Origin of the sequence: Paenibacillus sp. 2KB_22, assembly GCF_052115745.1 — a bacterium.
In the GTDB taxonomy this organism is placed as follows: Bacteria; Bacillota; Bacilli; order Paenibacillales; family Paenibacillaceae; genus Paenibacillus.
In genome coordinates this window covers 518,006-532,595 of the sequence record NZ_JBFRHG010000002.1, presented here as the reverse complement: position 1 = coordinate 532,595, position 14,590 = coordinate 518,006, and the positions used below count along the sequence as shown (strand labels likewise).

Below are 14,590 nucleotides of genomic sequence, written 5' to 3'. Positions count from 1 at the left end.
ATTCAACAAAAGAAGGAGAGATACGGATGATTCATCGACAAGGGTTTCCGGAAGGGTTTCTATGGGGCGGCGCTATTGCCGCCAATCAGGCTGAGGGTGGATTCGACGCTGGCGGCAAAGGATGGTCGACGGCCGACATGGTTCCTTATTTTGAGAAAAAGGACTACACGAACCTTAGAGAACTGATGCATGTTACGAGTGCAACGGTTGAGAAAGCAATGGCACATCACAGTGCGGAAGGTTATCCGAAGCGTTACGGGATTGATTTTTACCACCGTTTCAAAGAGGATATTGCGCTGTTCGCCGAGCTGGGCTTCAAGACATTCCGTCTGTCCATCAACTGGCCGCGCATTTTCCCGAATGGTTATGATGACGAGCCGAATGAAGAGGGACTGCGCTTCTATGACGAAGTGTTCGATGAACTCCGTAAATACGATATTGAACCACTGGTAACACTCTCGCACTATGAGATGCCTATGGCGCTTGTACTGAAATATAACGGCTGGGCAGGCCGCGAAGTGATTGGACATTTTGTGAGATATGCCGAAACTGTGATGACCCGGTACAAGGACAAGGTCAAATACTGGTTGACGTTTAATGAGATTAACACAACCATTATTGAACCTTTTACTGGTGGCGGTATTATTGAAGACCGTGTGGAGAACACGATGCAGGCTTCCTATCAGGCCCTTCATCATCAATTTGTAGCCAGCAGCCTGGTAACGGAAAAAGCGCGTCAGATTAACCCGAACTTCCAGATCGGATGTATGCTTGCACGCATGATTCACTACCCGGCGACGTCGAAGCCAGAGGATGTGCTGCAAGCACAGATCGATAACCAGCTGAACCTGCTGCATACGGATGTACAAGTTCGTGGTAGTTACCCAACATTCATGGCTCGGTATTGGGCAGAGAACGGGATTACCATTGCCATGGAACCGGGGGATGAGCAGATCCTGCGTGAGCACACAGTTGACTTCATCTCATTCAGTTATTACACATCCTTGGTGTCCGCAGTGAACCCAGAGGAATATGGAGTGACGGGTGGTAACCTGTACAGCACGATTAAGAACCCGAATCTGGAGCGTACGGAGTGGGGCTGGCAGCTTGATCCGATTGGTTTGCGCGTTGCATTGAAAGAACTGTATGATCGTTACCAATTGCCATTGTTTGTGGTGGAGAATGGACTTGGAGCGAAAGATACGGTTGAGGCAGATGGTTCCATCAACGATGATTACCGGATTGATTATCTGAGAAAACATATTACACAAATGAAAGAAGCCGTTATGGATGGTGTGGACCTGATGGGATATACCAACTGGGGAGCGATTGATATTATCAGTGCATCCACTTCGGAAATGTCCAAGCGTTATGGCGTGATTTACGTGGATCAGGACGACAACGGACAAGGCACATTGAATCGATATAAGAAAAAGAGCTTTGGTTGGTACCAAAAAGTCATTGCCTCCAATGGTGAAAACTTGGAATAAATTAATCTAAAGAGGCACCCCAGGCGTAGCTAGTGTTACGTCATCGGGGTGCCTTTTTATTATCATCTCGCAGGATTTTCATCAACGCTAATGGCACTTCAAGGTAAAAAGGATGACTTCATAACATACTGGATGGTATACTGTGATCGTATTGGGGGAGGGATAACCATGAAGAAGCCTATTATTGCTGTAGATATGGATGACACGATATGTCATCTGGTCAAGCGGGCCATATATCACAACAACCTCAACTTCCCGACCCATCCGTTGCGGTATGAGGATATGATTCATTGGGACACATCCCATTTGCGTCATCCAGAGAGCACGCACGATGTATTTTATGGTCGGCCGGGTCTGTTCGAGGAATTGGAATTATACGACGAATATGTTGTAGATGAGATGCGAAAGCTGAACGATGCCTATGATGTCATTGTCGTGACGGCAGCAGAACCAAAAACAGTCATTGAGAAGTGGAACTGGCTTCAGCAGCACATGCCTTTTATAACCGCTGAACAGTTTATTACATGCAAAAGAAAAAGCTTGCTCGGTTTCGATCTGCTCATTGATGATGGAGCACATAATCTGATTCCCGCGCATGAGGATGGCAAAAAGGTTATCTGTATCCCGCATCCGTGGAATATACAGGAGCGTGAGCGATACAACTTTCCGTTGATGTCTTCATGGAAAGAAGCCAAGGCATACATAGATGAAGTGTTACAGGCTGTTAGTGTCTGAAAGTTAGTTAACCTTATTGTCCAGAGCGCAGTGCTCTGGATTTTTTGCGATAGGCGAGAGGTGTTTCGCCTGTTATTTTTTTGAATGCGGCATAGAATGAATCCATATCCCGATATCCGACCAGCTCTGCAATCAGGCTAACTTTGTGCTGTGAATTCTTTAGAATTTCGCAGCTTTTTTGTATGCGCAGATGTTGCAGGTGGCCGCTAAAGGTCTGTCCGGTATGCCGCAGAAACATTCGCCCAATCTGTTTTTCGCTCCAGCCTGATATGCGGACCAGATCAGACATCCGAATACGATTGCTTACGTGTTCCTTGATATAGTGAAGGATGTAATCAAAACCAGTGGAATGAGACTCTTCATCCTGATCCTTTTGATACAGTTGTCTGTAGGTCAACAATACCAACTGGCTTGCCAAGGTGTATAACATGGTAGAGGAGCCGATTCCCTGAACGGAGGATTCACGATATAGCTTCACCATTAGTTCTTCAATCTGATCATTGTGATCCACAACGGATATATAAGGAACCTGATTTTGTGCCAAGTCCATCAGATGTTGAATGATTTCTTTTTCCTGAATGATGGCTGTCAGCGTGTTGATCAACTCAGCATTAAACAGACAATTATATATAATTAGCGGATGCTCGGTCACGTTTGTGCTCACAGGACGAAAGACATGAGGAACGCCAACAGGAATGACAAACAGCATGCCTTTCTTCACGGGAATGACATCTTCACCGATATGATGAAAGCCCTTTCCTTCAGCAACATAGCTATACTCAATAAAATCATGCGCGTGAAAAGGAAGCATAAAATCTTCAGAGCAACGATTGACAAAAAGTTGCAGATGATTATGCAGAAAATATTCGCTTTTCATAAGTTGTACAGATGAATCCACAGGCAACCTCCTCGCATAGATGGCTGAATCACCGGATGAAATAGTCCGGATTACCGGGTATTTACGACAGCAGGATCGATATAATTATATCGTAACCCCGAATGGGAAGCCAAGATGGAAAGGACGATCTGCTAATGTTCAACGTTAGTCACCTTCGCTGTGAATATAGAATCAACCCGATAGGCCTCGATGTGAAATCACCGAGATTAAGCTGGCAGTTGCAGTCCGATCGCCGGAACTGTATGCAATCCGCTTATCAGATACAGCTGTCCCTGACGAAAGATTTCGATGGAATTAAATGGGATTCTGGCGAGATAAGCAGTGATCAATCTATACATGTGGAACTAAATCATTTTCAGCCTTCTCCGCAAACGCGATACTATTACCGGATTCGGGCTTGGGATGATACAGGAAGTGATTCAGACTGGTCCGAAACGGCCTATTTCGAGATGGGACTTATGGATCGTCATAACAAGTGGAAAGCAGAATGGATCACAGCTCAACCAACAGATGAAGGAGATACGTCATGCCCACGTATGCGCAGGCAGTTTAATGTAAAAGAAACAGTTACGTCTGCTCGCATATATGTGACAGCACTTGGATTATACGAGTTGCATATAAACAACTCAAGAGTAGGAGAAGATTATTTTACACCTGGCTGGACCTCTTATCGTAAGCGATTACAATATCAAACCTATGATGTTACCCACCTGCTTCAGGATGGACAGAATACTTTAGGTGCGTATCTTGGAGATGGCTGGTATCGGGGATATCTTGGCTGGAACAAAGAAAGGGAGATATTTGGTTCAACATCCGCATTGCTTCTGGAACTGCATATAAAGTATGCAGATGGATCAGAGGAATGTATTCTTTCCAATGGGGAATGGACAGCTGGTCCAAGTGCCATTCGGATGTCGGACATCTATATGGGAGAGACGTATGATGCACGAATGGAGTCTGATTGGTCGGATTCATCTGAAGTGAATTGGTCACCCGTGAACGTACTGGAACATCCAAAAGACATCATCGTTGCGCAGGAGAACGTACCCGTCACCCAAGTCGAACAGCTACAGCCAATCGCCTTGTTAACAACCCCACAGGGAGATCGTGTAATAGACATGGGACAGAATATGGTGGGATGGGTTAGATTTAGCATTCAAGCTGAGGTTGATCAGACAGTTGAGCTGCACCATGCTGAGATATTAGATCATGAAGGCAACTTCTACACCAATAATCTTCGCTCCGCCAAGCAGTGTATTCGCTATACGTGCAAGGGGGATGGAGTTGAAACATTCGAACCGCATTTTACGTTCCAAGGGTTTCGATATGTGAAGCTGGTTGGCTTTTCTGAACACATTCGTCTGGATGATTTCACTGGCATAGTGCTGCACTCGAATATGAAGCAAACAGGTCAGTTCTCGTGCTCCAGTCCCTTGGTGAACCAGCTGCATCACAATATATTGTGGGGGCAAAAAGGGAATTTCCTTGATGTGCCGACAGACTGCCCACAGAGGGATGAACGGCTCGGGTGGACCGGTGATGCACAGATGTTTGTCCGCACGTCTTCCTACCTCATGAATACAGCGCCTTTCTTCACCAAGTGGTTGCGGGATCTGGAAGCGGACCAGGGAGCAGATGGAGGTATTCCATTCTTCGTTCCAGATCTGAGAAGTTCCACGTCGGAAGGATGGGGTGACACCAGTCATTCATCCGCCGCTTGGGGTGATGCAGCAGTCATCTGTCCTTGGACTATCTATGAGATGTATGGGGATGCCAGATTACTGGCTGAACAATATGAGAGTATGAAGCGGTGGATCGAGTACATTCACGGGCAGGGCGATAACCCATATCTGTGGAACACGGGATTCCACTTTGGCGATTGGCTGGGACTGGATTCCAAGCCGGATAGTTACGTTGGTGCAACGGATACGGATTATGTGGCAACTGCATTCTATGCCTATTCCGTTTCGTTAACTCAAAAAGCAGCTGAGGTACTTGGAAAGACAGATGATGCTGAATATTATAAAACGTTGCATACAAACATTGTTCTTGCGTTTAATAAAGAATTCGTCACTCCAGCCGGCAAAATTGCTGTTCCAACGCAAACAGCGCATGTTCTCGCGCTGCAATTTGACCTGCTGGATGGTGTTGCCCGAACTCGTGCTGTTGATCAATTGGCGAAACTCGTGAAAGAGGCGGGGAATCATCTTACCACAGGATTCGTGGGCACACCTTATCTGAATCCGGTACTGAGTGATGCAGGTCTTCACGACCTGGCATATACATTACTTTTTCAAGAGGATTATCCGTCCTGGCTATATCAGGTAACTCAAGGCGCAACGACGGTCTGGGAACATTGGGATGGGATCAAGGAGGATGGCAGTCTCTGGAGTGCTGATATGAACTCATTTAACCACTATGCTTATGGTGCGATTGGGGAATGGTTGTATCGTTATGTTGCCGGCATCCGGTCCGATGAACATCAGCCAGGATTCCGAATGGTGCATATCGAGCCGCAACCTGGACCTGGACTGGATTGGGTGGAAGCGAGTTTGGAGACGATGTATGGTCAAGTAGCTTCAAGTTGGCACCGGCTGGCGGAGGGAGAAATGGAGATACGCGTGCACATTCCTGTCAATACGAGAGGTACGGTACGTCTTCCTGGAGCAGGTGCACAGATCGTTCTGGAGCAAGGGCACCCGTTGGATCAGGTAAATGAAGTTCAGAATATTCGAAGTATTGGAGAAGATATTGAAGTCACACTTGGATCAGGAAGTTACCAATTCAAGTATAAGGACACGGATATGAAGAAGGACCGAGATGTTCAGGATGTTACATTGACAGAGTCTGTATAATAATAGAATAAGCGGTAAGATGTATATTTGAAGAGGATCTGCTCACACGCAGGTCCTTATTCGAACTTGTCTGATGGAAGAGCAAGAATGTTATGTCCTGGAAGCGGGAGCATGGCAGTTTCAATATCTGTTGGGAGGGTGTAATGACAGTGGGGAAAGAACATGTCAGATTAATTAAACCATCGCGAGCGTATAAGGATGCATATTTGGCATTTTATGAAGACTGGGTGAGAAGTGGAGAGGTGATGGTACCGTGGGTCATTTCCAAAGATCCTTCTGAGTTTGATGAGATGTTGGCGTTTTTGCAACGCAATGAACAAGGCATCGATATTCCGGAAGGCTGGGTCAAAGATAGTACATACTGGTTGATCACGGAGAGTCAACAAATCGTGGGTGCTGTAAATATAAGGCATGAGCTTAACGACAAATTGTTCAACAGTGGAGGGCATATTGGATATGGCATTCGTCCTGGAGAGCGGCAAAGTGGCTATGGTTCCGAAATTCTCAGGCTGTCTTTGGAGAAAACGAGAGAGATTGGAATCACCAAAGTATTGGTCGTATGTGATGCAATAAATGAGCCATCCAGAAGGGTTATCCTTCGAAATGGTGGAATTCAGGATGAAGACTATGTGGAGTCCAATGGCAATGTTATTGAACGATTCTGGATAGAAAATGTCGAATAATGAAGAATAATGGTGATATATAACGAAAATAATATAGATTATGATTGTAATACCCTCGCGTGCTGATTAAAATGAAGCATAGAATCTGGATTGCGGCCGGAAACTATCATCCCATATCAGGCACAAGTGAGGTTATTTTTATGAATCAACCGGTTAATCGGCCCCGGCGTATTGAGTATCTGGATCTCTATCGTGCATTGGCCATCATGGCAGTGGTAGCCATCCATGCTACTTCAACAGCAGTTGCGCATTACCCCAAGCACACGTTAGATCATGATGTGTATTACTTCTGGAACACGTTCCTGCAATTTGCCGTCCCGGCGTTCCTGTTCTTGTCATCCCTAGTTTTGTTCTACAACTACAGCTCCAAGGTGAATGAGAAGGGTTGGATGCTCGCTTTTTACAAAAAGCGATTATTCTATGTATGTGTACCCTACGTGGTATGGTCCTTTATCTATTTTGCGATTAAACAGTTGCTTGCGGGCAAAGAACCTTTGACCCACGGTGTTCAATTTGCAAAAGAATTAGTGATGGGAACCGCTCATACCCACTTGTACTTTTTTCTGATTATTCTTCAATTCTATCTCGTTTTTCCATTGCTTCTGTCACTTACACGCCATCTTCTTTTTAATCGGTATTTGCCATTATTCTTTATTGCGGGCCAAGCGATCTTCTATGCACTACATTTGCAGTTTCACTTCGAACGAACAGGAAGTTTGTTACCCAGTTATCTGATCGTGATTGGTTTTGGCGCATGGGTTGGGCTGAACTTTGAGTGGGCATTGAAGAAACTGTACACTCACCGTTATGCACTTATAGCTGCGTTATTGAGCGGAGGTGCCATTTTTATATATGGTAATGCTTATATCAAAACCGCTTTTGCTGCATACCCGGTGGTAACCTATACCGTGCTGTTCCTGTTCCGAAATCTGTTTACGTTGTCAGCCTGCTTGCTCCTGCTGATCTTTAGTGAACGATTGGGCGCAGGAAAACATACGGAAGTTCGTAAAGCTACGCATGTTCTGGATTCCTTGGGTACAGTTGCGTTCGGTGTATTTTTAATGCATCCACTTGTATTACTCTTCTGGAGACGTGAATTCACAGATGACCTGGCTCAGCACTTCAGCTTGGGTATCATTCTATCTTATGTTGTGGCGCTCCTGATCTCATGGATCTGCGCGATGGCATTGCGGCGGATGAAGTGGGGATGGGTACTGATTGGACGTTAAGTTGAAATAAAGTTATTCCAGTTAAGATAAGAGTTTTCAAGCCCTGAAGTGTTGAGGGAATCACTTGGAACCTCTTTTTTATTTGCGTTAAAGAAGGTATTATAGAGTTTAATGTCCATAAAATTGAATTAATGGAATGAACACTACCTAGTCAGGAGTGATCAAATGAAATTGGTGATTATTTTTGGCCCACAGGCTGTGGGCAAGATGACGGTGGGGCAAGAGCTGGAGAAGATAACAAAGCTAAAATTGTTCCATAACCACATGACGATTGAATTGGTGTCTCCTTTCTTCAGCTATGGCACACCACAAGGAAAAAGATTGGTGAGTCTGTTCCGCCAGGAGATTTTCGAAGAAGTGGCGAAGAGTGACCTGCCGGGTTTAATTTTCACATTTGTGTGGGCTTTGGACGCGGAGTCAGATGGTGAATACATCCGTAAAATCAGTGAGTTGTTTACATCTCAAGGGGGTCAGGTCTGTTATGTGGAACTGGAGGCGGACCCATCCGAAAGACTGGAGCGTAACAAGAGTCCGCATCGCCTGCTACACAAGCCAACAAAGCGTGATATCGCGTGGTCTGAGCGAGATTTACTTGATACGATGAAGAATTATCGACTGAATTCGGAACCGGGAGAAATCATGCATGAGCACTACATACGGATTGATAACACGCACAAGAGCCCGGATGAAGTGGCAAAGTTAATTCAGGAACGATTTAATTTGTAATCTGAGACACTTCTACCTTAGTAGAAAAGATAGTTTATAGAGAGGGGCATTACACATGTATTTTGTTATATTTTTGCTCATAGGACTTGTTTTATGTTATCTGTTCCCATTTGGTCCAATAGTGGCCGGGGGCATTATTTTTGCACTTGTTGTAGACCAATACCGCCAGACAATGCATATGCGTGAAGATATTCGAGACATCAAGAATCATCTGGGGTTAATGAACAAAGGTGAGGCGCAGGAGTACGAGAGGGATAAAGAATACAGGCAAGTCGATCGTTTGGATTCAGAACAGATGGATATGATTAATCGAAGAATTGAAGCGGAACTGGAGAAAGAAAGCAAAAACAATAAATCGTAAATTATTGTAAAATAATTCTTGTTTTGCTCACGCCTGTGAGTATATTTACCTAGATCGGGAGTCATGCTAATACGATATTAACTTTTTGTTGCACTGTGTAGAACTTTGTAATATTATGAGGGAAGCGCGTACAACATATCGGGTTGTAACTGTTGAATCAGGCAAAGCCGTTTACCTTGAGAAAAGGGATTGGTTTGTCTTTTTCTGTATATTGGAGTGATAAAGTGAAAATCGAGAAGGTGCTGAACAATAATGCTGTAGTTGCAATGAATGACGAACAACAGGAAGTTATTATCATTGGCCGTGGGATTGCTTATCAGAAGCGGGCGGGTGATATGGTTTCCGAGCAGCATATCGATAAGATATTTACTTTACAGAATGAAGATATTCAGGAAAACTTCAAGGCATTAATCTCAAGCATTCCTCTGGAATACATGAAAGTGTCAGAGGAGATCATCGCTTATGCCAAATTAAAACTTGGCAAGAAACTGAATGAGAGCATTTACTTGCACCTCACAGACCATATTCACTTTGCCATTGAGCGGTATCGCAAGAATCTGCCTATACGCAACGGGTTGATCTGGGAGACAAAGCAGTTATACAAAGAGGAATACGAAGTCGGAATGGAAGCGCTCAATATGATCTGTGATCAGTTTGGCGTAATACTGCCCGAGGACGAAGCCGGTTTTATGGCACTTCACTTTGTCAATGCAGCTTTGAACGAGGAAATGCCCAACATCAAGAGTATGACGCAGGTCATGCAGGAAATCTTGACGATCATCAAGTATCATTTCAAGATTGATTTTGATGAGAACTCACTGACATTCTATCGCTTTGTGACGCATTTGAAGTTTTTCGCTCAACGTTTGGTGAAGGGAAAACATTACAAGAGCAACAACGACGATGAACTGTTCCTAATGATTCAGAAAAAGTATCCAGCAGCGCACAAGTGCTCGGAGAAAATCAAGAAGTTCATTGAAAGCAACTACACCTATCAACTAACTGACGAAGAAATCATGTACTTAACGATTCATATTGAGAGAGTTGTGAATGCAACTTCTGAATAATCCCATAGATCAGCTTGCAGGGTTGCAACCACCAGGGCAAAACCTGAACGATTGAATGTCAGAACATACCGTTAACCGGATGTTCCTTACATTCAGATGTTCAGGTTTTTTTATTCTCTCCAATATGCTTTGAATCCGTGTTTATCCAGAAAGGAAGAAAAGATTTCATGAAACACGAGCAATTAGCCAAAGACATTCTGTCAGGTGTTGGTGGAAAACAGAACATTAACAGTGTGGTGCACTGCGCGACCAGACTTCGTTTCAAATTAAAAAATGACAATCATGCCAAAACAGACGAACTCAAAAATCTGCCTGGAGTCATAACAGTCATGCAAAGCGCTGGACAGTACCAGGTAGTCGTGGGTAACGAAGTGTCTGATGTATATAAAGCCTTGCTACAAGTTGGGAATATGAGTGCAGATGAACCGGTCACTAATAATGATGAGTCTGACTCTGCTGGCAAAAAAGAAAGTCTTTTGGGTCGATTTATCGACTTGATCTCAGGTGTATTTACACCCATTCTTGGCTTGCTTGCTGCAACAGGGATGATCAAAGGTTTCTTGTCCATGTTTACTTCTCTCGAGTGGTTGGACCCTGCTTCAGGAACATATCAATTGTTGAATGCTGCAGGAGACTGCCTGTTCTACTTCTTCCCAATCTTCTTAGGTTATACAGCAATGAAAAAATTCGGTGGATCTCCATTCCTCGGGATGGCCATCGGAGCATCACTTGTATATCCGACCTTATCTGGTCTTAACGGTGGAGAGCCTTTATATACGCTGTTTGCAGGCACATTGTTTGAATCACCGATTCATATCACGTTCCTGGGTATTCCTGTTATTTTGATGAGTTATTCCTCATCCGTAATTCCGATTATTATTGCTACTTATTTTGGTGCAAAAGTAGAAACGTTCTTCAAAAAGATCATTCCAGCTGTTGTGAGAACGTTCCTCACGCCATTCTTTACCATTCTGATTGTTGTTCCTGTGACATTCCTCTTGATTGGTCCAATCGCGACATGGGCAAGTCAGCTAATCGGTGCAGGCGTATCAAGCATCTATGACTTGAGTCCATTGGTAACAGGTATTGTTGTTGGCGGATTGTGGCAAGTATTGGTCATCTTTGGGTTACACTGGGGAATTGTACCAATCATGTTGCTGAATCTGTCCACACTGAAAGCCGATCCGATACTTGCGATGATGTTTGCTGCTTCCTTTGCTCAGATTGGTGCTGTCCTTGGCGTAATGCTGAGAACAAAAAATACCAAACTGAAATCACTGGGTGTTCCTGCCTTCGTGTCCGGGATTTTCGGTGTAACTGAGCCAGCGATCTATGGTCTTACTTTGCCATTAAAGAAACCATTTATTATGAGTTGCATTGCTTCTGCAACTGCTGGTGGTATTATTGGGTTCGCTGGTTCCAAAATGTTTGTATTTGCTTCAGGCATTTTCGGTGTTCCAGCGCTCATTAGTCCCACAGAAGGGATCAACTATGAATTCTGGATGGCCATGATGGCTACTATTATTGCTTTTGTATTAGGCTTTGTTCTCGTTTACTTTGTAGGATTCAAAGATCCTGCTAATCCAGAGGCTGCCAAACAGGCTCCTGAGCCAGTAAAAGAAGAGAAGGCTGCACTTGAACCTAATCCAAACAATCGTTATGAAATTGCCAGCCCGATGACGGGTGAGGTGGTTCCTTTGCAAGAAATTAACGATGCTACATTTGCTGGTGAACATATGGGTAAAGGGATTGCCATTCGTCCAACCAGTGGAAGAGTCGTATCCCCGATTAATGGTGTGGTACAGACGATTTACCGTACCAAACATGCGATTGGACTTGTAGATGATCAAGGTGTAGAGATTCTAATCCATATCGGTCAGGATACGGTACAGCTCAAAGGTCAACATTTCACTGCGCATGTGAAAGACGGAGATCGTGTGACTGTTGGCGATCTGATTGTTGAATTCGATCTTCAAGCTATCATTGAGGCGGGATATGAGACGGTAACACCGATTATTGTAACCAATACAGCTGATTATTTGGACGTGGTCGCTACAACAAATCGTGAAGTGCAAGAGAAGGATAAATTGATTACGGTTATTGGTTAATTCTGTCCCGTATCTTATTAAGACCTGCAAACTGTATACTTTGAAAAAAGTGATCTCTTGTGGGTCATTTCTATGTTACTCCAATCAGAAAAGATGCATGAAAACGTTATGAATTGACAGGTGAATATGTTCATGTTGTTTGAAGCGACACGCTATCGATTATTATTAAATAAATTATTAAAATAAGTGTTGCAAATGTAGTTCAGATGTACTATGATGAGTTCAAGAAGTAAGCGCATACATGAATCGGGTTGTAACTGTTTAATCAGGCAATTCCGATCATCCTCCACTAAGAGGGTATGGGGTGTACCTTACTTTCGTTGTTAAAATAATTAAATACCAATGTGTACAGCCTTACAGGGTTGCAACCGTTAAGGGCAAAACCTGAATTGCTGAATAACACGACTGATTTCCGGACGATCCGGTATGTTGTGTATGTTCAGTAGTTCAGGTTTTATTTGTTTCAAAAAGTATGGGGAGTCTACTTAGAGAGGGAGAATTACAATGAGCAACTACGATCAATTAGCTAAGGACATTCTGTCAGGTGTAGGTGGTCGCGAGAATGTAAACAGTGTATTCCATTGCGTAACAAGACTGCGGTTTAAGCTGAAAAATGAAAGCGTAGCCAAAACGGAAGAACTTAAAAATCTGCCAGGTGTTATTACCGTCATGCAGAGTGGTGGACAGTATCAAGTTGTTATCGGCAACGAAGTGCCGGATGTATATAAAGCAGTTGTTAAAGCGGGCAATTTCCCAACCGAAGGTCAGATTGAAGAGGAAGCAGACAACTCAGGTAAAAAGGTAGGGTTGTTCAGCCGCTTTATCGACATGATCTCTGGTGTGTTTACACCACTACTCGGTCTGCTGGCTGCAACAGGTATGATCAAAGGTTTTACAGCCATGTTTCTATCATTTGGATGGATCACAGATACGTCAGGTACGTACCAGCTGTTGAATGCAACGGGTGACTGTCTGTTCTACTTCTTCCCGATTTTCCTTGGTTATACGGCAATCAAGAAATTTGGCGGTTCACCGTTCCTGGGTATGGCGATAGGTGCTTCGTTAGTCTATCCTACGCTATCCGGTTTGACTGCTGGAGATCCATTGTACACCCTGTTTACAGGTACGTTAATCGAATCGCCGATTCACATTACGTTCCTGGGTATTCCGGTTATTCTGATGAGCTATTCCACATCGGTTATTCCAATCATTATTGCTACATTCTTCGCTGTTAAAATTGAAAGATTCTTTAAAAATATCATTCCTAAAGTCGTTAGCACGTTCCTTGTTCCGTTCTTTACTTTACTCGTTATCGTTCCGGCAACATTCATTCTGATTGGTCCAGTATCCACTTGGGCAGGACAGTTGATCGGTGCAGGTGCAACAGGCATATACGACTTAAGCCCAGTTGTTACAGGTTTGATTATCGGTGGTTTATGGCAAGTGTTTGTACTGTTTGGTCTCCACTGGGGACTCGTGCCAGTCATGCTTCTTAACTTGAGCACATCTGGAGCTGATCCGGTAATTGCCATGTCTTTTGCAGCCTCCTTTGCTCAAATCGGTGCTGTACTTGCCGTTATACTGAAAACCAAAAATACGAAACTGAAATCTTTAGGTATTCCGGCCTTCATCTCTGGGATCTTCGGTGTAACTGAGCCAGCGATCTACGGAGTGACACTTCCGCTGAAAAAGCCGTTTATCATGAGCTGTATTGCTGGTGGTATCGGTGGTGGTATCTTGGGATTGGCTGGTTCGAAATTATACATCTTTGGTGGACTCGGTGTATTTGGTTTCCCAAGCTTCATTAACAAAGCAACAGGCGTTGATTCCGGATTCTATATGGCTCTCGTTGCATGTGGTATCGCGTTTATCCTTGGTTTCATTCTGACGTACGTGGTTGGTTTCCAAGACAAAGTAGAAGCAAAACCAGCTCCAGCACCTGTACTTGATCCAAATCCGAACAGCAGATACGAAATCGTAAGCCCAATGGCTGGTGAAGTCGTTGCACTGAAAGATATTAATGACGTAACGTTTGCAGGAGAGCATATGGGTAAAGGGATTGCAATTCGTCCAACCAGCGGCAGAGTGGTATCTCCGATCACAGGTGTCGTTCAAACCGTATATCGTACCAAACATGCGATTGGTCTTGTAAGCGATGATGGGGTAGAGATGCTGATCCATATTGGTCAGGATACGGTGAAGCTGAAAGGTGAACATTTTACAACCCATGTGAAGGACGGAGACCGTGTTAACGCAGGTGATTTGATTGTTGAGTTTGACCTGCAAGCGATTAAGGATGCAGGTTATGAGACGGTTACACCGATCATTGTAACGAATACTTCCAATTATCTGGACGTTGTAGGAACGAAAGATGCATCTGTTCATGAGAAAGATAAATTGATCACGGTATTAAGCTAATTGAAATTACAGATGGTTTA

At 44.0% G+C, this 14,590-nt stretch carries 11 protein-coding genes; 10 read left to right on the top strand and 1 reads right to left on the bottom strand.

The features are described from left to right. The first annotated feature begins 26 nt into the window (after positions 1 to 26). Together AB4111_RS13280 and AB4111_RS13275 are read left to right on the top strand one after the other, a co-directional pair. Positions 27 to 1,490: a glycoside hydrolase family 1 protein gene (locus tag AB4111_RS13280; protein WP_442031986.1), complete on the top strand. Its 1,464-nt coding sequence runs from the start codon at positions 27 to 29 to the stop codon at positions 1,488 to 1,490. Between the two features lie 168 nt (positions 1,491 to 1,658). Next, on the top strand, positions 1,659 to 2,225 hold the full coding sequence (locus AB4111_RS13275) for a 5' nucleotidase, NT5C type (protein WP_442031985.1): 567 nt from the start codon (positions 1,659 to 1,661) through the stop codon (positions 2,223 to 2,225). Positions 2,226 to 2,238: 13 nt separating this feature from the next. On the opposite strand, the gene AB4111_RS13270 is transcribed toward AB4111_RS13275, so the two are convergent. Next, positions 2,239 to 3,123 carry an AraC family transcriptional regulator gene (locus tag AB4111_RS13270; protein ID WP_442031984.1) on the bottom strand — a complete coding sequence of 295 codons (885 nt, stop codon included), beginning with the start codon at positions 3,121 to 3,123 and terminating at the stop codon, positions 2,239 to 2,241. 134 nt (positions 3,124 to 3,257) lie between these two features. Here AB4111_RS13270 and AB4111_RS13265 point away from each other — a divergent pair, with 134 nt between their 5' ends. The 8 genes from AB4111_RS13265 (at position 3,258) to AB4111_RS13230 (ending at position 14,570) form a co-directional block, all read left to right on the top strand. Next, positions 3,258 to 5,978, top strand: a complete 2,721-nt coding sequence (locus AB4111_RS13265; RefSeq protein WP_442031983.1) for a family 78 glycoside hydrolase catalytic domain — start codon at positions 3,258 to 3,260, stop codon at positions 5,976 to 5,978. Positions 5,979 to 6,121: 143 nt separating this feature from the next. Next, positions 6,122 to 6,661, top strand: coding sequence for a GNAT family N-acetyltransferase (locus tag AB4111_RS13260; protein ID WP_442031982.1), 540 nt, complete (start codon positions 6,122 to 6,124; stop codon positions 6,659 to 6,661). Positions 6,662 to 6,801: 140 nt separating this feature from the next. After that, positions 6,802 to 7,890: an acyltransferase gene (locus AB4111_RS13255; protein ID WP_442031981.1), complete on the top strand. Its 1,089-nt coding sequence runs from the start codon at positions 6,802 to 6,804 to the stop codon at positions 7,888 to 7,890. Positions 7,891 to 8,055: 165 nt separating this feature from the next. Next, a complete protein-coding gene (locus AB4111_RS13250) occupies positions 8,056 to 8,616 on the top strand; it encodes a shikimate kinase (protein WP_442031980.1) in 561 nt (186 codons plus the stop codon). 55 nt (positions 8,617 to 8,671) lie between these two features. Next, a complete protein-coding gene (locus AB4111_RS13245; RefSeq protein WP_442031979.1) occupies positions 8,672 to 8,977 on the top strand; it encodes a hypothetical protein in 306 nt (101 codons plus the stop codon). 224 nt (positions 8,978 to 9,201) lie between these two features. Further along, the gene (gene licT, locus AB4111_RS13240; protein ID WP_253438078.1) at positions 9,202 to 10,044 is read left to right on the top strand and encodes a BglG family transcription antiterminator LicT; all 843 of its coding nucleotides are present in this window, start codon (positions 9,202 to 9,204) and stop codon (positions 10,042 to 10,044) included. 167 nt (positions 10,045 to 10,211) lie between these two features. Further along, the gene (locus AB4111_RS13235; protein WP_442031978.1) at positions 10,212 to 12,152 is read left to right on the top strand and encodes a beta-glucoside-specific PTS transporter subunit IIABC; all 1,941 of its coding nucleotides are present in this window, start codon (positions 10,212 to 10,214) and stop codon (positions 12,150 to 12,152) included. Positions 12,153 to 12,656: 504 nt separating this feature from the next. After that, on the top strand, positions 12,657 to 14,570 hold the full coding sequence (locus tag AB4111_RS13230) for a beta-glucoside-specific PTS transporter subunit IIABC (RefSeq protein ID WP_442031977.1): 1,914 nt from the start codon (positions 12,657 to 12,659) through the stop codon (positions 14,568 to 14,570). Positions 14,571 to 14,590 lie beyond the last annotated feature (20 nt).

What these genes read in the sequence shown, in the direction of transcription:
- AB4111_RS13280 (WP_442031986.1), top strand. Translation starts at nt 27, where the DNA reads ATGATTCATCGACAAGGGTTTCCGGAAGGGTTTCTATGGGGCGGCGCT.
- AB4111_RS13275 (WP_442031985.1), top strand. Translation starts at nt 1,659, where the DNA reads ATGAAGAAGCCTATTATTGCTGTAGATATGGATGACACGATATGTCAT.
- AB4111_RS13265 (WP_442031983.1), top strand. Translation starts at nt 3,258, where the DNA reads ATGTTCAACGTTAGTCACCTTCGCTGTGAATATAGAATCAACCCGATA.
- AB4111_RS13260 (WP_442031982.1), top strand. Translation starts at nt 6,122, where the DNA reads ATGACAGTGGGGAAAGAACATGTCAGATTAATTAAACCATCGCGAGCG.
- AB4111_RS13255 (WP_442031981.1), top strand. Translation starts at nt 6,802, where the DNA reads ATGAATCAACCGGTTAATCGGCCCCGGCGTATTGAGTATCTGGATCTC.
- AB4111_RS13250 (WP_442031980.1), top strand. Translation starts at nt 8,056, where the DNA reads ATGAAATTGGTGATTATTTTTGGCCCACAGGCTGTGGGCAAGATGACG.
- AB4111_RS13245 (WP_442031979.1), top strand. Translation starts at nt 8,672, where the DNA reads ATGTATTTTGTTATATTTTTGCTCATAGGACTTGTTTTATGTTATCTG.
- AB4111_RS13235 (WP_442031978.1), top strand. Translation starts at nt 10,212, where the DNA reads ATGAAACACGAGCAATTAGCCAAAGACATTCTGTCAGGTGTTGGTGGA.
- AB4111_RS13230 (WP_442031977.1), top strand. Translation starts at nt 12,657, where the DNA reads ATGAGCAACTACGATCAATTAGCTAAGGACATTCTGTCAGGTGTAGGT.